This window comes from Microbacterium sp. NPDC064978 (genome assembly GCF_044543605.1).
GTDB lineage: Bacteria > Actinomycetota > Actinomycetes > Actinomycetales > Microbacteriaceae > Microbacterium > Microbacterium meiriae.
The window spans coordinates 1,355,150-1,379,066 of record NZ_JBITWF010000001.1; the positions used below are offsets into that span (position 1 = coordinate 1,355,150).

A 23,917-nucleotide genomic window follows, 5' to 3' on the forward strand; every position below is an offset into this window, starting at 1 on the left:
TCTTTCCAGCAGTCGAGCGACCAGGAGCAGCACGCATGGCGAACCTCAATCCCTACCTGTCCTTCCGCACCGAGGCCCGCGAGGCCATGGAGTTCTACCGGGGAGTCCTCGGCGGAGACCTCGACATCACGGTCTTCGGCGACTTCCCCGACATGGTGCAGGATCCGAGCCAGAAGGATCTCGTGATGCACGCGCAGCTCACGACCCCCGACGGTCTCGTGCTCATGGCCTCGGATACTCCGGAGGGCATGACCTACGAGAGACCGCAGGGCATCTCCGTCTCGCTGAGCGGCAATACACAGGAGGTCACCCGACAGGTGTGGGACCGGCTCTCCGAGGGGGCCACGATCACGATGCCGCTCGACGTGCCGCCGTGGGGTGGGACGTTCGGCATGCTCGTCGACCGCTTCGGGATCGCCTGGATGCTGCACGGCGACCCGGAGTGACCGCCGGGCTCAGCGCGGCAGCACGGCGCGACACGCGAGGTGCAACGCCAGCCGCGCCTCGGGGTCGCTCATGTCGATCCCGAGGAGCTCCTGCACCCGCCGGATCCGCACGGCGACCGTGTTGCGATGCAGCCCGAGAGCGGCCGCCGTGGCCGCGATGCCTGACTCATGGTCGAGGTACGCCGACAGCGTCGTGAGCAACTCGCCGTTCCCCTCCCCCAGGGGTGCCAGCAGCGACTGCGCGGCCGGGACGAAGGTGTCGTTCCCGGTCCAGGCGAGCAGGAGCTGTTCGAGCCCGAGGCTGTCGACGCGGACGAACCATCCGGTCGCCGACCGGGCCGCGGCGATCCGTGCGGCGTCGCCGGCCTCGTCGAGGGTCGCCGCCAGTCCTTCCGGCCCGGTCTGCGCCGAGCCCACCCCGGTCGCCACCGCGAAGTCGCGCAGGGCCGCGAGGTGGAGGTCGCGCAGCGCCGCCACGGCCCGCTCGATGCGGTCGGGACCGGGGGCTTCGGCGAAGGAGAGCCAACCGCTGAGGCCTCGACCGGCGGTGGTCGCGTGCGCCTCGGCGTCGATCGCGCTGAGCCCAGGCCTGATCGCACGAAGGAGCGCGAGCGGCTCCACCCGGCTGCGCGCCACCATGCGGAACCCGAGGTGATGCCCACCGGTGCGCCACCCTCGCTCCGCCATGCGCCGTTCGACATCGGCATCGGCGGCTCCGCGGAGCTCGACGAAGTCCCGCAGCAGCCCGGACGACGCGGCGACGTCGTTGACGGCCGCGATCTCGTCGATGAGGATGCGGGCGGCCACCGCGGGCATGGCGACCTCCGCGGCCACCAGGAGCGACTGCAGCTGTGCCTCTCCGAAGCCGTCGCCGAACAGGACCAGGCGCAGACCGGACCGGCCGGGGCTGTCCACGCGCACCGATGCGGCCGCGCCCTCCCCCGCCCTCGCGCCATCGCTCCACGAGTCGAAGCGGATCGCCGCGTGCAGGTCGGCACCCAGATGTCCTCCGGCCTGACGCAGCACTCCCGCGGCGTCGACGAGGGCGACGCCGAGACCGAGGTTCGCCGCGAGGTGTCCGAGCAGGTCGCCGAGGTCGTCGGCCGCGTATTCGAAGGACTGCGCGACCTTCCGCACCCGTGTGAGCGTGAGGGCGTCTCTCGCCTCGATGAGCATCCAGCAGGCGCGGGCGAGCTGGACCGGCCTCTCGACGTCGAGCAGAGCGAGACCGATCCGGTCCGCGAGGCGGAGCGCCCCGGGATCGACACCGGCGGCGCCGGGGAGCGCGAGTCCGGTGAACCCGCGGTCACGGACCCGGCGCAGCATCGCGTCCTGCTGCCAGGTGGCGAGCGGTGCCCCCGCCGTGAGGATGGCGAGCCGGGCGGTCCCTTCGTCCGGCAGGTCGGACTCCGCAGCCTCCACCACGACCGCGTCCCACCCGACGTCGCGCGGGCCGGCGACATGGCGCAGGACGCCGTTCTCCTCCTGCGCCAGAAGGGCCCCCAGGGCGAGCGCGCCGTTCACGCGGCGTCCAGATCGACGAGCCCGTAGGCGGAAGGCACGACCCGGGCCCGCCGCTCAGGGCGGGCGTTCCACCACTCCGGCGCGGGAAGGGCGACGGCCGCCACCGTGCGCCCGGGGGCGAGTTCGGTGACCTCGAGGATCTCCCGGGACACGGCATCCAGGAGCACGATGATCTCGGGGGCCGCGGCGACGAGCAGGCCGTCGGTGAGCACCGCCAGCGTCTCGGAACGGGTGACGATCCGGTGCACCGCTCCGCCGAGTCCGGCGATCTCGACCGCATTCACGTGCGGATCGGTGCCGGAGGACGCACCGGCCACGATGCGACCCTCGGCGAGCAGCGTCCCGCCGAGCACGTCGGCCAGGACCGGCAGCGGCGCCGACCGGTGCGCCAGGAAGCTGCGACCGAGGGCGAGCGCGCGGGCGAGGTGGTCGGCGATGGCGTGATCCCGCAGGTCGCCGACGGTGAAGCCGGCGAGCACGGCGCAGCCGACACCCCCGGCCTGGATGATGGCCGAACGGACGACACGCTCCGCATCGATGGCCCTCGTCGCCTCCACCAGCGCCACCCCGTCGGCGCCGGTCTCGCACGCGAAGACCAGTCCCGGCACGCGGTCGACGAACAGGGACATCTGATCGAGTCCCGGCACCGCACGCCCCGTGCAGTCGGCGTCCACCACGGTGTGCGATCCGGCCAGGGTGAGCGGCGCGAGGCCGTTCATGCCGCCGCCCTCGAGGGAGCACACGGCCGGGACGGGGTGCCCGAGCCACCGCTCCACCGCCCGCAGCAGAGGGGCGAAGGGCGCGTCGCCGGGCATCCGCTCGCCGAGCAGCATCGTCGACCCGACGAAGGCCACGCCGAGACAGGGCGTGCCGGGATCGAGCGCATCCACGGGCGAGACCTCGAGGGGCCATCCCGCGGTGGTGTCGAGGATGAGTTCGAGCATCGTCGTGGAACCGCCGCCGCCGGAGCCGAGCAGGGCATACCCGCGGGCGAGCGCCTCCAGGTCGTCCCGCTCCAGCCTCATGGGATCCAGCCTAGGACGCGGCCATCCCCTCGACGGGAGCGAACTCCTCGGTCAGGCCGAAGGCCGACGGCCCGAAGGCGGCCAGCGCCTCGGGGGTGCGCATCATCGCCGGCGTCGAGATGCCGAGCACCCGGACGCGCTGACCGTACCGGAGGCCCTCCGTGGTGATGGGCTCGGCCGTCTCGTGGTCGACGACGCAGATGAGGTCGGGGACGATCGCGACGAGCCGTCCAGCCCGCCGCGCGGTGAGGTTCTCGTTCTGGAACGCGATCTCGAACGTGTCGTCCTCCACGGCACCGAGCGGAGCGATGACCGCCCGCCCCTTCGCGAAACCCTCGGTGGTCCGTCGTTCGACGTCCATCACCTTCCCGACGCAGAGCTCGCGCATATGCGGGTAGAGCGTCGTCGACAGCGTCGCGGCGATGGCCTCGAACGGCGAGCGGTGCTCCTCCCGGGCGAGGCGGATCGCCCGACCCAGCGCGAGGGCCATCGAGATGGTCCGCGGCACCGCTGTGCGTCGCACGTCGGCGCCGCTCATGGCGTACTCGGCGATGTGACCGACGCCACCCAGCCGGATAGTGATGCCCCGGGCGAGCCACTCCATCTGGCGGTCGTCCTCCCCGGTGTCGATGACGACGCGCTCGCCGCGCTCTCCGGCGAGGGCGAGCGGCGAGCCGTGGACGCCGTACACCGCGAAGGTCTCCATGGACAGCTCGGGGAAGGCGCGTCCCATGCCGTCCGCGTCGACGACCGGCAGTCCGGTCTCCGCGGCGACGATGAGCGGGATCATCGAGTTGATCCCGCCGCATTCGATGGGCATGGTCGCATCGGCCCGACGTCCGAGGTGGTCCTCCAGGGTGCGCAGCGCGAGGGTGGGCTCGGTGCCGGCGGGGATCTTCTCGACCATCACGGTCGGCGCCCCCATCTGCGCGGTCGGGATCACGAAGAGGTCATCGGCGAGGTCGTCCGGATCGAGGATCGTGATGGTCCCGTCGCCGAGCACCCGCTCCACCAGCATCTTGCCGATGTAGGGGTCGCCCCCGCCGCCGGTGCCGAGCAGCGTCGCACCGCGGGCGAGGTCGGGCAGGTCCGCCGCCGTCAGCTCCCAGCTCATGCGGCGGCCCCTGCCGCGGCGTCTCCGGCGGAGACCGTGCCGTCGAAGCGATACGCCGGGATGTCGTAGCCGAAATATCCCGGGCCGACCATCGCGAGAGCCGCATCCGAGTGCCAGCGCTCGTCGGCCGGAGCGGCGATCACGCGGACGCGCTGTCCGTAGCGCAGCCCCTCGGTCGTGACGGGCTCCCCCGACTCGCCGTCGAGGACCATGATGAGGTCCGGAGTGGTCGCCAGCACCCGTCCGTCCGCTTCGGCGACGAGGTGCTCGTTCTGGAACTGCAGCGTCAGCGAGGTGCCGCCGTCTCCATCGATCCGTGCCCTGCCGCGCGCGAAGCCGGTGGTCGTGGCCCGGTTCACGTCGGCCACCTTGCCGCCGAACAGCTCGCGACCGCCGAGGAGCTCCACGACAGCGGCGACCGGGTCGGTCTTCGCCTCGCGGGCCTCCGCGATCCGCTGACCGATGTCGATGCACCGGGACAGCGATCCCGCCACCAGCGACCGACGTGCGGCGGCACCCGACATCGAGAAGCCGGAGATCATGACGGAGCAGCCCATCTCGACGCACGCGACACGGGCGATGCGCTCGGTCCAGGAGTTGTCGGCGGTCTGCAGCACGCCCGTGTTCCCCTTCTCGTCGCTGAAGGCGAGCGGCGAGGCCGTCACGCTGTAGAGCGTCGGGAGCACCATCTGCAGTTCGGGGAACGCGCGCCCCATGCCGTCCGCATCGACGAGCGGAAGCCCGAGCGCGGCGGCGGCGGCGATCGGGATCGTCGAGTTCACCCCGCCCACCTCGGCACAGGCGATGTGCGTGACCGGGCGGCCGAGGTGGATGCCGAGCGCCTTGACCGGCTCGATGACCTCCGCGAGGCTCGGCAGCTTCTCGACCATGACGGTGGGCGCGCCCATCATCGCGACGAACAGCACCAGGGCGTCGTCCGGCACCTCGTCGAGCGCCACGACCGTGACGTCTCCGGAGGCGAGGGCCTGGCGGGCGAGGAGGGCGCCGATGTACGGGTCGCCACCCCCGCCGGTGCCGAGCACGGCCGCGCCGCGGGCGAGGCCGTCGATGACGGCCGCGGTGATCGTGGTGCTCATGTCAGGCCCCCATGTCGAGGTCGCCGACCGCCTTCACGCGGATGCGCGTGGCGTTGCCGGGAAGATACGGGATGGGAACCTCGTCGAAGTCGATGATCGTCACGGTCGCGGGCTTGGCACCGGCCGCGATGGCCTTGTCGACGGCCTCCGCGCGCACCTCGGCGATGGTCTCATCGCGACGGCCGGGCTCGATCGCGTAGACCTTGTCGATCTCGCCACCGACCTGCGCGATCGAGGCGCCGATGGCGTTGGCGACCGCATAGTTCTCCGGCCGATGCACGGTGCCGAACAGGGGCAGCTCGTCGGGCAGCAGGATGGACCCGCCACCGACCGCCACGACCGCGATGGGTTCGGGCGACGTGCGCATGCGGTCCACCGCCTCCGCCACCCGCTCCGCGATCCGGGCGAGCACCCGCTCCACGAAAGCGGGGTCCAGGTGCGCGACCTTGGCGGGGTCTCCCACCTGCGCGCGACCGGCGGCGACCGCGATGTCGGTGGCCGTGAGGGTCGAGCCGCCGAAGACCAGCGCCTCCGTCGTCAGCGTGTAGCCGACCGAGGCCGGGCCGACTTCGGCGGTCTCCTCGTCGACGATGCTGCCGCCACCGATGCCGAGGGAGAGCACGTCCGGCATCCGGAAGTTCGTGCGGATGCCGGCGACCTTCACCTCGTTCGCCGTCTCCCGCGGGAAGCCGTTGATGAGCAGGCCGATGTCGGCGGTGGTGCCGCCCACGTCGATGACGGCGCAGTCGACGAGTCCGCTCGTGGCCGCGGCTCCACGCATCGAGTTCGTCGGTCCGGACGCGAACGTGGCGACCGGGTACCGGCGCACGTAGTCCTCGTCCATCAGCGTGCCGTCGTTCTGGCTGAGGAAGATCGGCGCCTCGATGCCCTGCGCGCGGACCGCCGAGGTGAGCCCGTCGACGATCTCCGACGCGAGCTCCCGGAGGGCGGCGTTGATGATCGTCGCGTTCTCGCGCTCCAGCAGTCCGATGCGGCCGATCTCGTGCGACAACGAGATGGCGGCGTCCTCCCCCAGCACCGAGGCGACGATCTCGGCCGCCTGCACTTCGAGGTCGTGGTTGACCGGGCTGAACACCGACGAGATGGCGACAGACCGGATGCCGTGCGCCTTCATGTCCTCGGCGTGCGCGCGGATCTCATCGGGGTCGAGCGGCGAGATCGGACGGCCGTCGAACTCGTAGCCGCCGTGCGCCAGGTAGCTGCGCGCCCGGGTGGCGGCGACGAGCACCTCCGGCCAGTCGATCAACGGGGGCAGTGCGCGCGTCGCGGGCAGGCCGAGCCGGAGCGCCGCCACCGGAGCGAGTCGGCTCGCCTGCACGAGCGCATTGATGAAGTGCGTCGTGCCGATCATCACCGCGTCGATGTCGGCCCCCTCGAAGGAGTGCCCCGCACGGAGGTCTTCGATGGCCTGGACGATCCCGCTCGTCACGTCCGGGGTCGTGGAGTGCTTCACCCCGGCCAGGGTGCGGGTGCCGTCCATGAGGACGGCGTCGGTGTTGGTGCCGCCGACGTCGATGCCGATGTGCATGGTGCTCGCTTTCGTGGAGGTGGTTCTTTTCCGGCGCGTCAGACCGCGGCGGGGGTGCTGTCGACGGGGCTCGCCTGCCGGGTGGTCGCGACGCCGACGCCGCGCACCCAGCCGAGCTTGCCGGCGACGATGTAGAGCACCATCGACAGGAAGAGGCTGAGCAGCGACGGGATGCCCCAGGTCACGAAGTAGCCGACCAGCGAGGAGACCAGCCAGACGACGATCGTGGCCGGGACGATCCTCGGGGCGGTGGCGGGCAGGGTCCCCGCGGCACGGGTCGCGTCGAGCTCGGGACGCCAGCGGCGCACCACGTAGTACTCGGCGACCATGATCCCGGCGATCGGCGGGAACGCGACGCTGAGCACGACGAGGAACTCGGTGAACTGACCGAGGATGCCGACGGCGGCCAGCACCGAGCCGACCACTCCGAGGACGATCGTGGTGGTGACACGGTGCAGGTTCTTCCCGAAGGCGGTGGAGATGAAGTTCACCAGGCCGAGCGTGGAGGAGTACAGGTTCCAGTCGTTGATCTTCAGCGTGCCGGTGAGGACGATGAACAGACCGATGAAGCCGACAGACGAGGTCACGATCGCGACGATGTCACCGGTCGCCGCCGCGTGGGCGAGGAGCACGCCCGCGAGCCCGATCACGAACTCGCCGAGGGAGACGCCGAGCACCGTCTGCTTGACGACGTCGGCCCGCGAGCGGTTGAACCGGGTCATGTCGCCGGTGATGATGGCGCCGACGATGAGCCCGCCGGCCACGATGCCCGTTCCCGCCCAGACGCTCATGGTCGGTCCGGGGGCCGGGCCGGTGAGCAGCTCGCCGATGTCGTGCCGCGTGAGCTCGGAGATGACGGACCAGCCCACGAGGATGAGGAACAGCGGCACCGTGATGTTGGCGAGCCACTGCATGCCGACGAAGCCGAAGGCGACGATCGCGGTGACGGCGAGGCCGAAGATGAGGCTCCAGGCCCAGACGGGCAGCGCGCCGGGCATCAGCGCGTCGAGCGACTGCGCGGAGATCGCGGACTGGATGCCGAACCAGCCGATGAGGCTGATGCCGATCGCGAGGCCGACGAGCGAGGCCCCGATCTCGCCGAAGCCGGTCCAGCGGGCGAGGAGCGCCGTGTTCAAACCCTCGCGCTGGCCGATGAAGCCGACGACGCACATGATCACTTCGAGGATGAGTGAGCCGAAGAGGAAGGCGAGGACGGCCTCGCCGAAGGTCATGCTGTAACCGAGGGTCGCGCCGAGGAGGAACTGCGAGAGGGCCGAGACCTGCCCGAATCGCTGAACGGCGATTCCGAACCAGGGTTTGCGGGCCTCGGGAGTCACTCGGGAGAGCGCGAAGTCGTCTGCGTGCGCCGTGCGTGCCATGGGAGTCCTTCGGGAGGAGGGAACGGGTTGTCCGCCACGGTACTCACGCCGCCACCTTCCCGACATGTGCACTCCGCCCTGATCTCCCTTCCTCCTGTGCATACTGCCCACCCCCGCTCCTCTCGCCGAGACCCCGGCTTCACGTCGAAACCCCCTGTCTCCGGCGTCGGGGACAGGGGGTTTCGGCGCGAAAGCAGGGTCTCGCGGATCAGTGCAGGGCGTTCGCCTCGATGAAGGCGCGGAGAGAGTCCTCGTCGTCGGGCATCTCGGTCACGTGCTGAGGGGCGTCGAGCATGGCGCGGAGCTCGGGGGCGTACGCCAGCTCGACCCCGATGGCCTCGTGGATGGTCTCGGCGAACTTCTCGGGCTTGGCCGTCTCCAGCACGAGCATCGGCACTCCGGGCTCCACGTACTCCCGCGCGACCTTCACCCCGTCGGCGGTGTGCGGGTCGATCACCTCGCCGGAGGTCTCGTAGACGTCCCGGATCGTCGCGAGCCGGTCCTCGTGCGTCGAGGTGCCGCTCACGATGCCGAACGCCTCGGTGAAGCGCGCCTGCTCGGCCGAGAAGTCGAAGAAGCCCTGCGCCTCCAGGTCGTCCCAGGCGCCGACGACGCGCGCGGGGTCGCGGTCCACGAGCTCGAAGATGAACCGCTCGAGGTTCGACGCCTTCGAGATGTCCATCGACGGGCTCGAGGTCGCCAGGGTCTGCGCGGCACTACGCGGGCGGTACACCCCCGTGCGGAAGAACTCGTCGAGCACGTTGTTCTCGTTCGCGGCCAGGACGAGCCGCCGGATCGGCAGTCCCATCTGCTTCGCGAAGAACCCGGAGAGGATGTTGCCGAAGTTCCCCGAGGGGACGGTGAACGACACCTCGGTCCAGCCGCCGGCGTCGGTCGCGCGCAGCCATGCCCAGAAGTAGTAGACGGTCTGCGCGGTGATGCGGGCGAGGTTGATCGAGTTCACGGCCCCCAGGTGCTGGGCGCGCTTGAAGTCGAGGTCGCCGGCGAGCTTCTTCACGAGGTTCTGGCAGTCGTCGAAGACGCCCTCCACCGCGATGTTGTGCACGTTCGCGTCGTCGAGCGAGAACATCTGCGCCCGCTGGAACGCGCTCATCCGGCCCTGCGGCGAGAGCATGAACACCGCGACGCGCTCCTTGCCGCGCAGCGCGTGCTCCGCAGCCGAGCCGGTGTCGCCCGAGGTCGCGCCGAGGATGTTGAGGACCGCGCCCTGGCGCTCGAGCGTGTACTCCAGCACCTGCCCGAGGAACTGCATGGCCATGTCCTTGAACGCCAGCGTCGGGCCTTCGGAGAGGCCGACCAGCGTGAGGTCGTCGTCCACGCGACGAAGCGGGACCACGCCGTCCGGGAAGTCCGCGTACGCCGCCGCCGTCATCCGCGCGAGGTCCTCTCGCGGGATGTCGGTCGCGAAGAGGCCGAGGACCTCGGTCGCGAGCTGCGGATAGGTCAGCGCCCGCCAGCGCTCGAGCGTCTCGCCGTCGACCTCCGGCATGACATCGGGAACGGCCAGACCGCCGTCGGGCGCCAGGCCCTCCAGCAGCGTCTCGCTGAACGACTGCGGCTGCATGCCGCCGCGGGTGGAGATGAACGGCACGTGTGCTCCTCGGCTCGGGACTCGGCGCCTCCATTCTCGCAGGCCGTGGCCACCGAAACGGACGCGTGACGACGGTCAGATCCAGCCGCGCTCCTCGGCGACGAGCACGGCCTGCTGACGGGTGCTCACCGAGAGCTTCCCGAGGATGACGGAGATGTGGTTGCGCACCGTCCCCGGCGCCAGCGCCAGCGCCCGCGCGATCTGTCCCGTGGTCTCCCCTCGGCGCCCGGCGCGGAGCACGTCCAGTTCGCGGTCCGTGAGCGGCGAGCGCTCGTCGCTCAGCGCGTCCGCGGCGATCTCCGGATCGACGTACCGGGCGCCGGCCGCGACGCGGCGGATGATCGCGGCGAGCTCGTCCGCGCCCCGCGACTTGGGCACGAAACCCGAGACGCCGGAGGCGAGCGCCCGACGGAGCACCCCTGGACGCGCGTGCCGGGTGACGACGATGCAGCGGGTGGGGATCGTGCGGTTGAGTCTCTCGGCGACCTGCACGCCGTCGAGCCCCGGCATCTCCAGATCGAGCAGGCACACGTCAGGTTCGAGCCGGGTGGCGGCGGCGACGGCCTCCTCGCCGTCCGCGCACTCCGCGACGACGTCGATGTCATCCTCGAGGCGCAGCAGAGCGGCGAGCGCGGAGCGGATCATCCCCTCGTCGTCGGCGAGCAGCACCCGGATCATCGGACGATCTCCGCCTGCGCTGGCACGGTGACCGTCACGACGAACTCGTCGGTGTCCCTCCGCTGCTCGTACGTGCCGCCCGCCTCGCCGATCCGCCGGCGGACACCGTCGAGCCCGGAGCCGCCCGCCCCGTCCTCGGACGCGGGGTCCGCGTCGTTGGCGACCTCGTACCGCCAGGCATCCCTCGTCCGTTCGAGGATCAGGCGCGCGTGACCACCGCGTCCGTGCCGCAGGACGTTCGTGGTCGTCTCCCGGATCACGGGGCCGAGGTCGGCCGCGGGCGCCGCGTCCGCATCCGGGTGGATCCGCGCATCCACGATGAGCCCAGCGGCCGTGAGCAGGTCCCTGGCGTTCGCCAGCTCATCGCCGAGCGGTACCGAGCGGAACCGCGTGGCGAGGTCTCTGGTGCCCTGCCGCGCGTCGTCCACGCTCGCCCGAGCCGCACGGAGCTGCTCCATCCCCGCCTGCGGATCGGTGGGCAGCAGACGCTCCGCCAGTTCGAGCTGCAGGGCGATCACCTGGAGATGATGCCCCTGGAGGTCGTGCACGTCGGTCGCCACGCGCAGGCGCTCCTGCGTCGCCGCCAGTCGCGCCTCCGAGGCCCGCGCCCGATCGAGGGCCATGAGCACGTCCCACCACCACAGCGAGCTCACGGTCATCCCGGGGAGCATGACTCCGTAGAGCACCGGCACCCACACCGGGACGCCGGAGCCGAAGGTCGTGGTCGAGTCGAGCAGCGCGAGAGCGACGAGCACGACCGTCGCCGCCACGGCCACCCGCACCCGGATCCCGCGGGGCCAGCTCACCAGCACGAAGACCTGCACCACCGGCATCGCGGCGAGCTGCCAACTGCCGACGAGAGCCCCCGCCGCGCCGCCGTAGATCAGGGCGACGAGGGTCGGCACGGCCAGGCGAGCCCAGCCCACCCCGGGGCCGGATTCGACGCGATGGCGGTAGTCGACCAGCAGCAGGACGGTCGACGCCGCCCAGAGCACGCCCCCGACTCCCACGACGAGCAGCGCGACGCCCGAGCGATCCAGCGCCACGGCGATGCCGAGCCAGGCGGCCACCAGCATGAGCTCGATGAAGATCACCCCGCCCACCGTGTACCACCAGGTGGCGGTGATTCCCCGCGCGAGCTGGCGGGCACCGGGGCCGGGATCGGAGAGGGCGGGGGAAGGACTGCTCACGCTCCCCACGATAGAGGCGTGACACATGTCACGGGATCCGGTGCGAACCGCATGGAGAGCGGTGACGCGGCGGCACTGCCGCGCCGGGGCCGCTTCGACTGGACTGGGGTCATCGCGACGGAGAGACCGTCCGCACCGACACCCGGAGCTTCCCCCATGAACCTCATCGAGACCTTCCAGAACCTCGTCGCCCAGGTCCCCGACCTCGTCCAGCCGCTCATCGTCGCCCTCGCCGGGGCGGTCCCCTTCGTCGAGGGTGAGGGCGCCGCGAGCATCGGAATCCTCGGAGGCATCCCGCCCGTGGTCGCCGCCATCGCCGCGATGGTCGGCAACTTCCTCTGCGTCGCGATCCTGGTGCTCGCCAGCGCGGGCGCCCGCCGGGCCATCGTGGACCGCTCGCGGGCGAAGCAGCCGGTGACGGTGGGCGGCGGCACGAGCCTGGAGGCCGACGGCGTCCCGGCGGAGACCGGACGCGGGTCCGCCCGCCGCGAGAAGTTCCAGCGCGCGTTCGAGCGCTACGGCGTCCCCGGGGTGAGCCTGCTGGGACCGCTGCTGCTGCCGACACACTTCACCGCCACCATGTTGGCCGCGTCCGGCATCGGCAAGGGGCGCATCCTCGTGTGGCAGGCCGTCGCGATCATCGGCTGGACGACCGTCATCGCGGTGATCGTCGGCAGCGCCGTCTACGCCATCCGCTGAGCGTCGAGATGTCGGACGCCCGGTGCAGGATGAGCGCATGATCACACTGCTGTCGGCCCCCAGCAATCTCGGCCTGCGCCCACCGGAGCCCGGCAGCGTGCCCGGCTCCGCGAAGGCGCCGGAAGCGTTCCGCGAAGCGGGGCTGTTCCGGCGCTTCACCGACCGGGGAGCGACTGACGGCGGCATCGTGCTGGCCGGGCGCTACGTGGACGACGACGCGACCCGGCCCGCCGACCGGGTGCGCAACGAGGCCGCTTTCGTCGACCACTCCCTCCGCCTGGCGTCACGTATCGGCGAGGCCCTCGATGAGGGCCGCGCCCCGCTCGTGATCGGCGGCGACTGCGGCATCCTCGTCGCCGCCGGGATCGCGGTGAAGCGCCGCGGCGGGGCCGGCCTGGTGCACATCGACGGACACACCGACTTCCGCCACCCGGGCAACAGCGACGAGTGCGCGAGCGTGGCGGGCGAAGCGCTGGCGGCCGCCGTCGGCGCGCACTGGCCGGCCATCGCCGACATCGAGGGGCTCGCGCCGTACTTCTCCCCCGCTGGCACGGCCCACATCGGGCACCGTGATGATGACGAGGAGCAGGCGGAGGTCCGCAGTCTCCTCGCACGTGTCACACCTGCGGCCGATGTGCTGGCGCGAGGAGCGGATGCGGTCGCCGCCGAGACCGCGGCGTCCGCGGGCGGCCGCTACTGGCTGCAGCTCGACGTCGATGTGCTGGACCCGTCGGTGATGCCTGCTGTCGACAGCCCTGACCCCGGCGGTCTCGACGCGGCGGAGCTCACCGCTCTCCTGCGCGCCCTCGCCCCGCGGGCGATCGGAGCGAGCATCACCGTGTTCGATCCCGACCTCGATCCGGATGGCCGCTACGCGCGGCTCCTCACCGAGGTCCTCCACGACGGACTGCGCGAGCTGGGCAGCGGCGCGCGCGACTGACGCACCCCGCCACCCGGTCGCGCATCAGTCCTCGGCGCCTCGTCCCGCTGCCGGATCGGTCTGCATCGAGACCCGCACCCGCGCGATGCGGCGGCGATCGATCTCGACCACCTGGATCGTCGCACCTGGGACCTCGACGGTGTCGCCGACCACGGCAAGCCGTCCGAGCTGCTCCGTGACGAATCCGGCGATGGTGTCGGAGGAGCCACGGGGCATCGCGAGCCCCGTCGCCTCCTCGAAGTCCTGCAGGTTGAGGCGCCCGTCCAGCCCGTCGTCGGCGGAGAGGAACACCTCGGCGTCGTACTCGTCGAAGATCTCACCGACGACCTCCTCCACGAGGTCCTCCAGCGTGACCAGACCGTCGGTGCCACCGTACTCGTCCACGACGACCGCGATGTGGTGTCCCTCCGCCCGCATGCGGGTCAGAGTCGGCAGCACGCCCGCCGTGGACGGGATGTAGGGGATGTCGCGGACGAGCCCCTGCAGCGGGCGCTCCGGGTCGTCCGCCGCAGCCTCGAAGAGGTCACGTACGTGCACGAAGCCGGTGATGTCGTCGATCGACGTCTGCGACACCGGGTACCGGGAGTAGGGCAGCTCGCGCACCTGCTCCACCGCCGCCCCGACCGTGGCAGCCTCGTCCAGCGCCACGACCTCCGGTCGCGGGCGCATGACCTCGCTCACCTGGCGCCCACGCAGCGAGAGCACGTCGTCGAGGATGCGGCGCTCGTCGTCGGGGAGGCCCTGGTGGGTCGCCACGATATCGCGCACCTCCTCATCGGTGAGCTCGTCGCTCGTCTTGTGCGGGTCGCCGCCGAGCACGCGGACGAGGGCGTTCGTCGAGACCGACAGCAGCCAGATCACCGGACGCATGACGGTCGCGAAGCCGTTCAGCGCCGGCGCCACCGCATACGCGAACTGCGCGTTGCGCTGGATCGCGAGCCGCTTCGGCACGAGCTCGCCGAGCACGAGCGACAGGTAGGCGATGATGAGCGTCAGCACGATCGTGGCGAGGGTCATCGCGAGCGGAGGTGCGACGCCCCAGCCTTCCAGCAGCGGCGCGACGGACGGCGCGATCGAGGTCGCCCCATAGGCGGCGGACGCGAAGCCCGCCACGGTCACGCCGATCTGCACCGCCGAGAGGAAGGTGTTGGGGTTGCGGGCCAAAGCGGCGACCTTCGCCCCGCGACGGCCACGAGCGGCGATCGCGTTGAGCTGGCTCTCACGGAGCGTGACCAGCGCCATCTCCGTCGCAGCGAAGACACCACCGATCAGCACGAAGAGCAGGACGAGGGCGATGTTCCAGAGCAGATCGCCCATCAGCGGGCGACCTCCTCGGTGGCGGGGTGAGCACCCGGGATGAACCGGGTGCTCGTACTGTCAGAGTCCGAAGAGTCAGAACAGCGCTGCGCGCTCAAGAGTGCTCCTTGTCGATGGTGGGGGTGGAATCGGTCGGGGAAGAGAGGGTGTTGTGGTGCCGGCGCGTCTTCATCAGGCTCGCGACGGTGGCGACCGAGATGGTCGCGGCGATGAACAGCAGCGAGAACCAGATCGGGATCTCGGGCGCCCACAGCATCGGCTCGCCGCCGTTGATGAACGGAACCTCGTTGACGTGCAGGGCATGCAGCACGAGCTTCACACCGATGAACGCGAGGATGACGGCGAGGCCCTGAGCCAGGTAGACCAGGCGCTCGAGCAGGCCGCCGATGAGGAAGTACAGCTGACGCAGACCCATCAGAGCGAACGCGTTCGCGGTGAACACGATGTACGCCTCGTCCGTGAGGCCGTAGATGGCGGGGATCGAGTCGACGGCGAAGACGAGGTCGATGAAACCGATCGCGATGATCGTCAGCAGCATCGGCGTGACGTAGCGCTTGCCCTTCTGGACGACCGTGAGCTTGTCGCCGTTGTACTCCTCGCTGACGGGGAGGTGGCGGCGGACGAAGGTCATGAAGCGACCGTTCGCAGGGTTGCTCTCGTGGCTGCTGAAGGCCTGGCGGTACGCGAGGAAGAGCAGCAGCGCGCCGAAGACGTAGAAGATCCAGGAGAAGTTCTCGATGAGGGTCGCGCCGACCGCGATGAAGATGCCGCGGAGGATCAGCGCGATCACGATGCCGATCATCAGCACCTTCTGCTGATAGATCTTCGGCACCGCGAAGCCCGTCATCACGATGAGGAACACGAAGAGGTTGTCGATCGACAGCGCCTTCTCGGTGAGGTAGCCGGCGAAGTACTCGCCGCCGTACGTCCAGCCGGACACCATGCCGATGCCCACGCCGAAGAGCAGCGCGAGGCTGATGTAGAAGATCGACCAGCGTGCGGACTCGCCGATGCTCGGCTCGTGCGGCTTGCGGACGTGCGCGAAGAACTCGTACACGAAGAACGCGATGGTGACCGCGATCGTGATGACCCAGATCAAGGGGGTGATTTCCAACGGGTACTCCAGACTCGGGCGTGACGGAACAGCGCCAAAGTCTTCCCCATCCCGCCGAGCGGGACCGGTGGGCCGGGATGCAGACGCATCCGTAATGACGACCCGACCGTGTCGGAGTACTCCCCTTGGATAATCCAGGGTACGAGACGGTGCCCGCGGGATTCTGTGGATCTGCCGAGAGCGCCCCTAGACTGGACGCGGCGACCGCCGGAGCGTGACGACCTCCGGCCTCCGGGCAGGCGGTCCCCGCGCGTCCGGCGTACCGACGAGAGGCCGGCTTCTCACCGGCGAAGGTGTGGTGGCACCGCGATCTGGCCCCCGCCCACACCTCCAGGGCTCCCACAACCTGGAGGAGAAATGAGATCACCCGACCCCGCCCGCACGCTCGCCGCGGAGCTCGCCGAGGCCGCCCCCGACCGCCGCGTCACGCTGCTCGGCCATGTCCACCGCCGGAGGGAGCTCGCCACCGTCGCGTTCCTGATCATCCGCGACCGTTCCGGACTCGCACAGGTCGTCGTCCGCCCCGCGCAGGCTCCGGCCGGCGGGCTCCCTCCGGAGGAGACGGTCGTCCGCGTGACGGGGACCGTCGCCGCGAACCCGCAGGCCCCCGGCGGCGTCGAGATCGTCGACCCGCAGATCGAGAGCCTGTCGGAGCCGGCCGCACCACCGGTCGTGGAACTGTGGCGTCCGACACTCGAAACGAGCCTGCCGACGCTGCTCGACCACGCCGCGGTGACCTGGCGCCATCCGGCACGCCGCGCGACCTGGCAGATCGCCGCGGCGAGCGTGCGCGCGTTCCGCCGGGTGCTCGACGCCGCGGACTTCACCGAGGTGCAGACCCCGAAGATCGTCGACACCGTGACGGAGTCGGGAGCGAACGTGTTCCCGGTCGACTACTTCGGCAGGACCGGATATCTCGCGCAGAGTCCGCAGTTCTACAAGCAGCAGCTCGTGGGGGTGTTCGAGCGCGTCTATGAGGTGGGTCCCGTCTTCCGCGCCGAGCCGCACGACACCGTGCGGCACCTCTCGGAGTACGTGTCGCTGGACGTCGAGTTCGGGTTCATCCGCGACCACCGCGACGTCCTGCGCCTCCTCGGCCACGTGCTGCGCGGCATGCTCGACGGCATCCGTACCGACGCCGCGGAGGAACTCGCGCTGCTCGACGTGACGCTCCCCGTCATCCCCGAGGACATCCCCGTCGTGCACTTCCGGGATGCGCTGCGCCGGGTCGGTGCTCCGGCCGACGAGCCCGACCTCTCCCCCGCACACGAGCGGACGCTCGGGGCGTGGGCGAAGGAGGAGTTCGGCAGCGACGTGCTGGCCGTCGAGGGATACCCGATGCGCAAGCGCCCGTTCTACACGCATCCGCAGCCCGACGACACGGAGGGGAGCAACAGCTTCGACCTCCTGTTCCGCGGTCTGGAGCTCGTGACCGGCGGGCAGCGGCTGCATCGGCACAGCGAGGTCATCGCGGCGATCGAAGCTCGGGGCGAGTCGCCCTCGGCGTACGCCGGCTACCTCGAGGCGTTCGCGCACGGGATGCCTCCGCACGGCGGCTTCGCGATCGGACTGGAGCGCTGGGTCGGCCGACTGGTCGAGGCGACCAACGTGCGTGAGGTGACGCTGTTCCCGCGCGACGTCCATCGCCTCACGCCGTAGCCCCGGGGAGCGACGAGGGCGACCGCGGTGTGCGGTCGCCCTCGTTCGTCAGCGGCGGATCACTCCGTGATCTCGGCCAGCCCCGACTGCTCGGCCCGATCGATGATCGCGGGGAGCGTCTCGTCGAAGAAGCTCACCAGGACGGCCCGGGTCTTGACTGCGTCCCGTTCGGACGTCGCCTCGCGGATCGCGCCGACGAACTCCTCGACGGCGGACCAGTCCACGGCGTCCTTCGCATGCTGGGTGAAACGACGGATCTGCGGCCCGAGGCGCTCGATGGAGTTGGCGCGCGTGGCGTTGCCCTCGATCCGGGCGAAGCCCGTCGCCGCGCTGCGGAGCGCCGCCCCGAACGCGATGATGTCCCGCTCCTGCACCGACGCCGCCATGTCGTCAGCCAGCTCGACGAGGTAGGCCACATCGTCGTCCTGGATGACCGGCATGACGTGACGGACCGAGCCGATCCAGATGTCGCCGAACAGGTCGACCGCGTTCCGCACGCGCTCCAGATCGATCGGGGCCACACGGGTGTACCGGTTCCGCTGCATCTCGACGAGGCCGTTGTCGGCCAGGCGGTCGAGGGCGTGACGGATCGGCGTCTTCGAGGTGCCGAGGCGTTCGGCGAGCTCGTAATCGCGCAGGCGCTCGCCGGGCTGGAGTTCGCCGCTGATGATCGCATCCTGCAGGCGCACGAAAGCCTCGTCGCTCATCGACCGGCGTTCGAGGGGGCCGCCAGAGAGTGTCACACTGCCTCCAGTGGGGGTCATGGAGAGTGAAGTTCTACGTCTCAAGCAATATATCTCAAATGCGCGGGCGGCCCGCTCCGACGTCAGGCGGAGGGTGCGACCCGCACGAGCATCTTCCCCGTGTTGGCTCCGCGCATCATGTCGAGGAACGCGTCGACCGTGTTCTCGATGCCGTCGACGATGGTCTCGTCGTACGCGATCCGCCCTTCTGCGAACCAGCGGGTCATCTTCTCGCTGAACTCCGGCGAGAGGTGCAGGTAGTTCGCCAGGGTGAACCCCTGGAGGCGGAGGCCGCGCGTGATGATGTTCGCCATGTTGTCGGGGCCGGGCACGGGCTCGGTGGTGTTGTAGCTCGTGATGGCGCCGCACAGCGCGATCCGACCGCCGTCGTTCATCACGTCGAGGGCGGCTTCGAGGTGGTCGCCGCCGACGTTGTCGAAGAACACGTCCACGCCCTCGGGCGCGAGGGCGGCGAGCTGCTCGCGCACCGGGCCGTCCTTGTAGTTGAACGCCGCGTCGTAGCCGTACTTCTCGGTCAGCAGGGCGACCTTCTCGGCCGATCCTGCCGAGCCGATGACACGGCCGGCGCCGAGGAGCTTCGCGATCTGACCGACAGCCGTGCCGACGGCGCCGGCGGCCCCGGAGACGAACACCGTGTCGCCCGGGGCGAGTCCGGCGATCGCGGTGAGCCCGACGTACGCGGTGAGGCCGGTCATGCCGAGGATGTGCAGGCGCAGCGACAGCGGCATGCCGGGCACCTCGGGCACAGCCCGGAATGTCGACGCATCCGCCTGTACGACATCGCTCCAGCCGTGCTGGTGCAGCACGACGGCGCCGACGGGAAGCTCCTCTGCGGCAGAGGCCACGACCCGGCCGATGGCGCCGCCGGCGATGACCTCGCCGAGGGCGTACGGGGCGACGTAGCTGCGGACGTCGTTCATCCGCCCGCGCATATAGGGGTCGACGGAGACGAACTCGTTCGCCACGCGCACCTCCCCCGGCGCCGGATCGCTCAGCTCCACCTCGACGGTGCGGAAGTCGTCGGGGGTCGGCCACCCCTCGGGGCGGCGGGCGAGCTGGATCTGGGTGCTGATGGCGTGGGACATTTCTCTCCTTCGTGAGGATCTGGGGGGTGCTGCGGCCGGACTCAGACGAGGAGGCCGATGGCGAGCGCGATGACGCCGAGCGCCGGGATGACGCCCTGCTTCAGGGCGGCGGACGCCTTGTCGGGGCTCGACAGCAGCAGCACGAGGCTCGCGGCGACCATCGATCCGGCGCCGGTGAAGACGAGAGTCGCGCCGACGGCCGTCGCTCCTGTGGCGAAGAGGACGATGCCGAGGAGGACGGCGACCGCGAGGAACAGGTTGTAGAAGCCCTGGTTGAACGCGAGTTCCTTCTGTCGCGCGGCCTCATCCGCCGTGCCCATGCCGAACGTGCGGCGAGCGCGCGCGCTCGTCCAGGCGAAGGACTCGAGCCAGAAGATGTAGACGTGTACGAGTGCCGCGATGCCTGCGAGCACGAGTCCGGCGATGACCATGACAGTCCCCCTTCGACGCGGCGAGGCCGCGCATTCTGTATCGGTCGTTCCAATATATACTGGATCGAGCGATTCACAAAAGGGGCAGGAGCACGGCGAATGGGGCGCACACAGACCTTCGACACCGCGGAAGCGGTCCGCGCGGCACGCGGCCTGTTCTGGGAGCGCGGCTTCGAGAGCGCTCCCTTGCCGGAGCTCGAGCGCGCGACCGGCCTCAGTCGTTCCAGCATCTATCACGCCTTCGGTTCCAAGCGCGGACTCTTCGACGCCGCCGTCGAGAGCTATCTGGACGAGGTGATCCGCCCGCGCCTCGCCCCGTTGACGGGTGAGACCGTGGCGCCGGAGGCTCTGGAGACCTACCTCGGCGGACTGCGTACGGCACTGCTGACAGCAGGCAGCCTCCCGGCGACGAGCGGCTGCCTGCTGGTCAACACCGCCGCCGCCCCCATCGGCACCGACGACGCGGTCGCCCGGGTCGTCGCCTCCTATCGCGCGGAGCTCCGTGCGGCGTTCGCGCGCGGCGTCCAGGCCGCCCTCCCCGAGCTCGCGGGAACGGAAGTCGCGACCCTGGCGGACGCCTCTACGGGTCTGGTGGTCTCCGCATTCGCCCTCGTCCGCGTGGCCCCCGACGCCGCGGCGAGTGCGATCGATGCGGCGCTCGCCCTCCTCGCCGACCGGCGACACCGCGCCTGAGGCCGCACGGAAACGGAGAACGCCTGGGAGGGCGATCCCTCCCAGGCGTTCGAGGCCGGCGTCAGGGGACGATGACGGCGCGTCCGCGGATACTGTTCGACGCGAGGTCCTCGTACGCCTTCGGGCCGTCGTCGAGCGTGTAGCTCTCGGTCTGGACGTGGATCTTCCCGGCGCGGGCGAGGTCCAGCACCTCGATCAGTTCGGCGCGCGAACCCCAGTAGGGGATGCGCACGGCCGCGTCATAGGCGATCGAGCCGAAGCCGAGGGTCATGCTGCCTCCGCCGATGCCCACGATCGTGATGTCGGCCTCGAGCGCGGCCACGCTCTGCGCCAGGGCGATCGTCGGGTTCGCGCCGACGAAGTCGAACACGGCGTTCGCGCCGAGACCGCCGGTGAGCTCGCGGATCTTCTCGGCGGCCGATGCATCGCTGATCAGCACGTGATCGGCGCCCACCTCGGTGGCGAGCTTCAGCTTCTCGTCGTTCACGTCGAGGGCGATGACCGTGGCCCCCGAGATGGCCTTGAGGATCTGGATGCCGACGTGGCCGAGACCGCCGGTGCCGATCACGACGGCGACCGTGCCGGCGCCGAGCTTCGGAAGCGAGTTCTTGATCGCGTGGTACGGGGTGAGACCCGCGTCGGTCAGCGAGACGTTCTGCACGGGGTCGAGGTCACCGAGCGGCACGAGGTGGCGCGCGTCGTCGACGATCATGTACTCGGCCATCGAGCCCTGGCTGCCCAGCCCCGGAGGACGGATGCCCTCGGCGGCGGCGTTCGTGCAGTAGTTCTCCTTGCCCATCGAGCAGTTGTGGCAGCGACCACAGCCCCACGGACCGTAGACGGCCACGGCATCCCCGACCTTGAGCGTCGAGTCGACGCCCTCGCCGATCTCGTGCACGATGCCAGCGCCTTCGTGCCCGAGCGTCAGCGGCAGCGGGTAACCCTGCTCGTGGTAGTCCTTCTCGGGGAGCCCCATGACGTAGTCGTCGGAGTGGCAGACACCACCCGCGGTGATCTTGAGCAGGACCTGGCCGGGGCCGGGCTTCGGAATCGGGATGTCGACCACCACCGGGGGCTTGCCGATCTCGACGTAGCGGAGAGCTTTCATGAGCATCTTCTTCCTGGCGTCGAGAGGTCTGCCGCGCGGTGCGGAGGCGGGGGCTCTCGATACCGTCCCTTCCAGTATCCGCCCGATCGGGACCTTCCTCGTCTTCCGCCGGGCGGGAAGACACCGGCGGACCCGGCAGCTTCTCAGCTCCTGGATTTTTCTCAGCCTGGTGAGCCGGCGTCGACGTCGCCATACTGTGCGGATGGATGCTGTTAACGAGTGGCTGCTGACCTGGGGCGACAACCTGTGGACATGGATCGTCCTTCCGATCGTCGTCCTCCTCGGGCTCTACTTCACGATTCGCTCGGGCGTCGTGCAGTTCCGTTTGATTCCGGAGATGTTCCGCACTCTGAAGGATCGAACGCCCCGCACGGAGAGCGGCGAGCCTCAATCGGTCTCCTCCTTTCAGGCATTCACCATCTCCGCCGCTTCACGAGTGGGCGTCGGCAACATCGCGGGAGTGGGAACCGCGATCGCAATCGGCGGTCCCGGCGCGGTCTTCTGGATGTGGCTGATGGCATTCATCGGTGGAGCGTCCGCGTTCATCGAGTCCTCGCTGGCACAGCTGTACAAGAGGCGCGATAGGGACGGGTTCATCGGCGGCCCCGCCTACTACATGCAACGCGGACTCGGAGCGCGATGGATGGGCGTGCTTTTCGCCGTCATCCTCATCATCTGCTTCCCCATCGCTTTCAGCTCGTTGCAGGCGAACACCATCCAGGCGACGATCGCGGGCAGCCTCGGCGGAGAGTCTGCTGCCTGGCTGCCGTGGGTCACCGGCGGCGCACTCGCACTGCTCATGGGGCTCGTCATCTTCGGGGGCGTGCGCCGCATCGCCTCCGTCACCCAGACGCTGGTCCCGATCATGGCACTGCTGTATCTGCTTCTCGGCGTGGTGATCGTCGCGATGCACATCGAGCGCCTTCCCGGAGTCTTCGCCACGATCTTCCTCGAAGCCTTCGGCCCGAACGAGGTCGTCGGCGCAGCGCTCGGCTACATCATCCTCACCGGCGTCAAGAGGGGGATGTTCTCCAACGAAGCCGGACTGGGGTCGGCCCCCAACGCAGGAGCGAGCGCGGCGGTGACACACCCGGTCAAACAAGGTCTCGTGCAGACGCTGGGCGTGTACTTCGACACCTTCCTCGTCTGCTCGATCACCGCGTTCATCATCCTGGTCTCGGTTCCAGACCTGGCCGGCGCCGAACGCGGCATCGGGCTGACGCAGGGCGCGGTCGTCAGCGCGCTGGGCACCTGGTCGAACATCCTCCTGATCGTCATCATCTTCCTGCTCGCGTTCAGCTCGATCCTCGGCAACTACTACTACGGGCAGACCAACGTGGAGTTCATCACCTCCCGCACCGGAGTCCTGCTCGGCTATCGTCTTTTCGCGATCGCCGCAGTGTTCGCTGGGGCCCTCGTCTCCGCCGATGTCGTGTGGAACTTCGCCGACGGCGCGATGGGATTCATGGCCCTCGTCAACCTCGTCGCGATCGCGCTGCTGTCCGGAATCGCCTTCAAGCTGTTGAAGGACTACACCCAGCAACGACGAGAAGGGCTGGACCCGGTCTTCACGAGGGCACGTCTTCCCGAGGTCAGCGGGATCGAGGTCTGGGAGGACGAGTTGTCGGTCACGGGGCCGATCGATCTCCCCGCGTCGCGTCGGCGATGACCACATCCATCGCCGCCTCAGACGCTCGGTCTGCGAGACCGACGGAACGGAGATGACCTGACTCTTGCCCCGGACTGAACGCTCGTTTAGCATGCTGACTATGCGTTCAGGAGCCGACGACCTCACCACCAGGGCGCGCATTCGCGACGCCGCGATCGTCCGGTTCAGCGAGCGCGGATTCGACGGCACGAGTCTGCGGCAGATCGCGCAGGATGCGGGCGTGAGCCCGGCGCTGATCCTGCACCACTTCGGAAGCAAGGAAGGACTGCGCGACGTGTGCGACGCGCACGTCGTGAGCACTTTCCTCGCCGAGCGAGACGGCATGACGGGTGCCGACGCCGCGCGCCTGATGCGGGAGGCATTGGACTCGTCAGAGGGTCGCAATGTCGCACTGGACTACCTCGCCCGGATGCTTCTCGACGACTCCGCCGCGTCCGACCATCTCTTCGACATGTTCCTCGCCAGCACCAGAGACATGCTGCGCGAACAGATCGCCGCGGGCACGATGCGCGAGCAGTCCGACCTGGAAGCCACTGCCGTGTATATGACCCTCTACGGCCTCGGTCCCGTCATCCTGCGGCGGCACCTCGCGCGCGCCTTCGGAGAGAGCACGCTGACGACATCGCTGCTGGAACGGTCGACCGTTCCCGTGCTGGAGCTCTACACGCACGGGCTCTACGCCGACGACCATCTGCTCGTCGCCGCGAAGGAAGCGCTCGCCAGAAGCAGCGGGCCCTCCTCGGACAAGGGCGAGAACGACCCGAATCAGGACCCGGATCCTCCCCGCTGACGAGATCTCCGAACCTGGTCCCCTTCACCCTCCG

General features: G+C 69.9%; 22 protein-coding genes. 7 read left to right on the forward strand and 15 right to left on the reverse strand.

The features are described from left to right. The first annotated feature begins 35 nt into the window (after positions 1 to 35). Positions 36 to 446: a VOC family protein gene (locus tag ACIGJI_RS06785; protein WP_187663287.1), complete on the forward strand. Its 411-nt coding sequence runs from the start codon at positions 36 to 38 to the stop codon at positions 444 to 446. Positions 447 to 455: 9 nt separating this feature from the next. Here ACIGJI_RS06785 and ACIGJI_RS06790 read toward each other — a convergent pair whose 3' ends face one another. From ACIGJI_RS06790 to ACIGJI_RS06830, 9 genes are all read right to left on the reverse strand, one after another. Next, positions 456 to 1,970 carry a helix-turn-helix domain-containing protein gene (locus ACIGJI_RS06790; RefSeq protein ID WP_268777255.1) on the reverse strand — a complete coding sequence of 505 codons (1,515 nt, stop codon included), beginning with the start codon at positions 1,968 to 1,970 and terminating at the stop codon, positions 456 to 458. Further along, positions 1,967 to 2,995, reverse strand: coding sequence for a DUF917 family protein (locus tag ACIGJI_RS06795; RefSeq protein ID WP_363445384.1), 1,029 nt, complete (start codon positions 2,993 to 2,995; stop codon positions 1,967 to 1,969). Before ACIGJI_RS06795 ends, ACIGJI_RS06790 begins: the two co-directional genes overlap by 4 nt. A 10-nt stretch (positions 2,996 to 3,005) precedes the next feature. Continuing rightward, the gene (locus tag ACIGJI_RS06800) at positions 3,006 to 4,109 is read right to left on the reverse strand and encodes a DUF917 domain-containing protein (protein ID WP_363445382.1); all 1,104 of its coding nucleotides are present in this window, start codon (positions 4,107 to 4,109) and stop codon (positions 3,006 to 3,008) included. After that, positions 4,106 to 5,206, reverse strand: coding sequence for a DUF917 domain-containing protein (locus ACIGJI_RS06805; RefSeq protein ID WP_363445380.1), 1,101 nt, complete (start codon positions 5,204 to 5,206; stop codon positions 4,106 to 4,108). The genes ACIGJI_RS06800 and ACIGJI_RS06805 overlap by 4 nt, the downstream gene beginning before the upstream one ends. A 1-nt stretch (position 5,207) precedes the next feature. Beyond that, positions 5,208 to 6,755 carry a hydantoinase/oxoprolinase family protein gene (locus ACIGJI_RS06810; RefSeq protein ID WP_268777259.1) on the reverse strand — a complete coding sequence of 516 codons (1,548 nt, stop codon included), beginning with the start codon at positions 6,753 to 6,755 and terminating at the stop codon, positions 5,208 to 5,210. 38 nt (positions 6,756 to 6,793) lie between these two features. Next, positions 6,794 to 8,134 (reverse strand): cytosine permease, encoded by a 1,341-nt coding sequence (locus ACIGJI_RS06815; RefSeq protein ID WP_259953473.1) that lies wholly within the window; start codon positions 8,132 to 8,134, stop codon positions 6,794 to 6,796. A gap of 208 nt (positions 8,135 to 8,342) precedes the next feature. Further along, a complete protein-coding gene (gene thrC / locus ACIGJI_RS06820) occupies positions 8,343 to 9,746 on the reverse strand; it encodes a threonine synthase (protein ID WP_363445377.1) in 1,404 nt (467 codons plus the stop codon). 75 nt (positions 9,747 to 9,821) lie between these two features. Continuing rightward, entirely contained in the window at positions 9,822 to 10,424 is a 603-nt protein-coding gene (locus tag ACIGJI_RS06825; RefSeq protein WP_187663279.1) for a response regulator transcription factor, read from the reverse strand. Then, entirely contained in the window at positions 10,421 to 11,614 is a 1,194-nt protein-coding gene (locus tag ACIGJI_RS06830) for a histidine kinase (protein WP_363445375.1), read from the reverse strand. The genes ACIGJI_RS06825 and ACIGJI_RS06830 overlap by 4 nt, the downstream gene beginning before the upstream one ends. Positions 11,615 to 11,770: 156 nt before the next feature. Between ACIGJI_RS06830 and ACIGJI_RS06835 the strand changes: the two genes are divergently transcribed. Next, entirely contained in the window at positions 11,771 to 12,313 is a 543-nt protein-coding gene (locus ACIGJI_RS06835; protein WP_268777264.1) for a small multidrug efflux protein, read from the forward strand. A 37-nt stretch (positions 12,314 to 12,350) separates the two neighbouring features. Then, the gene (locus tag ACIGJI_RS06840; RefSeq protein ID WP_187663276.1) at positions 12,351 to 13,253 is read left to right on the forward strand and encodes an arginase family protein; all 903 of its coding nucleotides are present in this window, start codon (positions 12,351 to 12,353) and stop codon (positions 13,251 to 13,253) included. 24 nt (positions 13,254 to 13,277) lie between these two features. Here ACIGJI_RS06840 and ACIGJI_RS06845 read toward each other — a convergent pair whose 3' ends face one another. Next, positions 13,278 to 14,570, reverse strand: coding sequence for a hemolysin family protein (locus ACIGJI_RS06845; protein ID WP_268777266.1), 1,293 nt, complete (start codon positions 14,568 to 14,570; stop codon positions 13,278 to 13,280). 94 nt (positions 14,571 to 14,664) lie between these two features. Next, on the reverse strand, positions 14,665 to 15,684 hold the full coding sequence (locus ACIGJI_RS06850; protein WP_363445372.1) for a TerC family protein: 1,020 nt from the start codon (positions 15,682 to 15,684) through the stop codon (positions 14,665 to 14,667). Positions 15,685 to 16,041: 357 nt separating this feature from the next. Between ACIGJI_RS06850 and aspS the strand changes: the two genes are divergently transcribed. Then, complete coding sequence (gene aspS / locus ACIGJI_RS06855) at positions 16,042 to 17,343, forward strand: aspartate--tRNA(Asn) ligase (protein WP_363445370.1); 1,302 nt, start codon at positions 16,042 to 16,044, stop codon at positions 17,341 to 17,343. Between the two features lie 59 nt (positions 17,344 to 17,402). Here aspS and ACIGJI_RS06860 read toward each other — a convergent pair whose 3' ends face one another. The 3 genes from ACIGJI_RS06860 to ACIGJI_RS06870 form a co-directional block, all read right to left on the reverse strand. Next, on the reverse strand, positions 17,403 to 18,050 hold the full coding sequence (locus tag ACIGJI_RS06860; protein WP_187663272.1) for a GntR family transcriptional regulator: 648 nt from the start codon (positions 18,048 to 18,050) through the stop codon (positions 17,403 to 17,405). 119 nt (positions 18,051 to 18,169) lie between these two features. Beyond that, complete coding sequence (locus ACIGJI_RS06865; protein ID WP_363445368.1) at positions 18,170 to 19,192, reverse strand: NADP-dependent oxidoreductase; 1,023 nt, start codon at positions 19,190 to 19,192, stop codon at positions 18,170 to 18,172. Between the two features lie 41 nt (positions 19,193 to 19,233). Next, positions 19,234 to 19,623, reverse strand: coding sequence for a DUF1304 domain-containing protein (locus tag ACIGJI_RS06870; RefSeq protein ID WP_366244683.1), 390 nt, complete (start codon positions 19,621 to 19,623; stop codon positions 19,234 to 19,236). 99 nt (positions 19,624 to 19,722) lie between these two features. On the opposite strand from ACIGJI_RS06870, the gene ACIGJI_RS06875 reads away from it, so the two are divergent. Then, positions 19,723 to 20,316: a helix-turn-helix domain-containing protein gene (locus ACIGJI_RS06875; protein WP_363445364.1), complete on the forward strand. Its 594-nt coding sequence runs from the start codon at positions 19,723 to 19,725 to the stop codon at positions 20,314 to 20,316. A gap of 61 nt (positions 20,317 to 20,377) precedes the next feature. On the opposite strand, the gene ACIGJI_RS06880 is transcribed toward ACIGJI_RS06875, so the two are convergent. After that, positions 20,378 to 21,424 (reverse strand): NAD(P)-dependent alcohol dehydrogenase, encoded by a 1,047-nt coding sequence (locus tag ACIGJI_RS06880; protein WP_071328057.1) that lies wholly within the window; start codon positions 21,422 to 21,424, stop codon positions 20,378 to 20,380. Between the two features lie 202 nt (positions 21,425 to 21,626). Here ACIGJI_RS06880 and ACIGJI_RS06885 point away from each other — a divergent pair, with 202 nt between their 5' ends. Both ACIGJI_RS06885 and ACIGJI_RS06890 read left to right on the forward strand, forming a co-directional pair. Continuing rightward, positions 21,627 to 23,093, forward strand: a complete 1,467-nt coding sequence (locus ACIGJI_RS06885; RefSeq protein ID WP_363445362.1) for an alanine/glycine:cation symporter family protein — start codon at positions 21,627 to 21,629, stop codon at positions 23,091 to 23,093. 100 nt (positions 23,094 to 23,193) lie between these two features. Next, the gene (locus ACIGJI_RS06890; RefSeq protein WP_363445360.1) at positions 23,194 to 23,883 is read left to right on the forward strand and encodes a TetR family transcriptional regulator; all 690 of its coding nucleotides are present in this window, start codon (positions 23,194 to 23,196) and stop codon (positions 23,881 to 23,883) included. The last annotated feature ends 34 nt before the right edge of the window (positions 23,884 to 23,917 follow it).

Bases quoted from the DNA above. Each gene is read 5' to 3' on its own strand.
- ACIGJI_RS06795 (WP_363445384.1), bottom strand. From the start codon at position 2,995: ATGAGGCTGGAGCGGGACGACCTGGAGGCGCTCGCCCGCGGGTATGCC.
- ACIGJI_RS06880 (WP_071328057.1), bottom strand. From the start codon at position 21,424: ATGAAAGCTCTCCGCTACGTCGAGATCGGCAAGCCCCCGGTGGTGGTC.
- ACIGJI_RS06835 (WP_268777264.1), top strand. From the start codon at position 11,771: ATGAACCTCATCGAGACCTTCCAGAACCTCGTCGCCCAGGTCCCCGAC.
- ACIGJI_RS06845 (WP_268777266.1), bottom strand. From the start codon at position 14,570: ATGGGCGATCTGCTCTGGAACATCGCCCTCGTCCTGCTCTTCGTGCTG.
- ACIGJI_RS06840 (WP_187663276.1), top strand. From the start codon at position 12,351: ATGATCACACTGCTGTCGGCCCCCAGCAATCTCGGCCTGCGCCCACCG.
- ACIGJI_RS06875 (WP_363445364.1), top strand. From the start codon at position 19,723: ATGGGGCGCACACAGACCTTCGACACCGCGGAAGCGGTCCGCGCGGCA.
- ACIGJI_RS06800 (WP_363445382.1), bottom strand. From the start codon at position 4,109: ATGAGCTGGGAGCTGACGGCGGCGGACCTGCCCGACCTCGCCCGCGGT.
- ACIGJI_RS06805 (WP_363445380.1), bottom strand. From the start codon at position 5,206: ATGAGCACCACGATCACCGCGGCCGTCATCGACGGCCTCGCCCGCGGC.
- ACIGJI_RS06785 (WP_187663287.1), top strand. From the start codon at position 36: ATGGCGAACCTCAATCCCTACCTGTCCTTCCGCACCGAGGCCCGCGAG.
- ACIGJI_RS06890 (WP_363445360.1), top strand. From the start codon at position 23,194: ATGCGTTCAGGAGCCGACGACCTCACCACCAGGGCGCGCATTCGCGAC.
- ACIGJI_RS06865 (WP_363445368.1), bottom strand. From the start codon at position 19,192: ATGTCCCACGCCATCAGCACCCAGATCCAGCTCGCCCGCCGCCCCGAG.
- ACIGJI_RS06815 (WP_259953473.1), bottom strand. From the start codon at position 8,134: ATGGCACGCACGGCGCACGCAGACGACTTCGCGCTCTCCCGAGTGACT.
- ACIGJI_RS06870 (WP_366244683.1), bottom strand. From the start codon at position 19,623: ATGGTCATCGCCGGACTCGTGCTCGCAGGCATCGCGGCACTCGTACAC.
- ACIGJI_RS06810 (WP_268777259.1), bottom strand. From the start codon at position 6,755: ATGCACATCGGCATCGACGTCGGCGGCACCAACACCGACGCCGTCCTC.
- aspS (WP_363445370.1), top strand. From the start codon at position 16,042: ATGAGATCACCCGACCCCGCCCGCACGCTCGCCGCGGAGCTCGCCGAG.
- ACIGJI_RS06885 (WP_363445362.1), top strand. From the start codon at position 21,627: ATGGATGCTGTTAACGAGTGGCTGCTGACCTGGGGCGACAACCTGTGG.
- ACIGJI_RS06860 (WP_187663272.1), bottom strand. From the start codon at position 18,050: ATGAGCGACGAGGCTTTCGTGCGCCTGCAGGATGCGATCATCAGCGGC.
- ACIGJI_RS06825 (WP_187663279.1), bottom strand. From the start codon at position 10,424: ATGATCCGGGTGCTGCTCGCCGACGACGAGGGGATGATCCGCTCCGCG.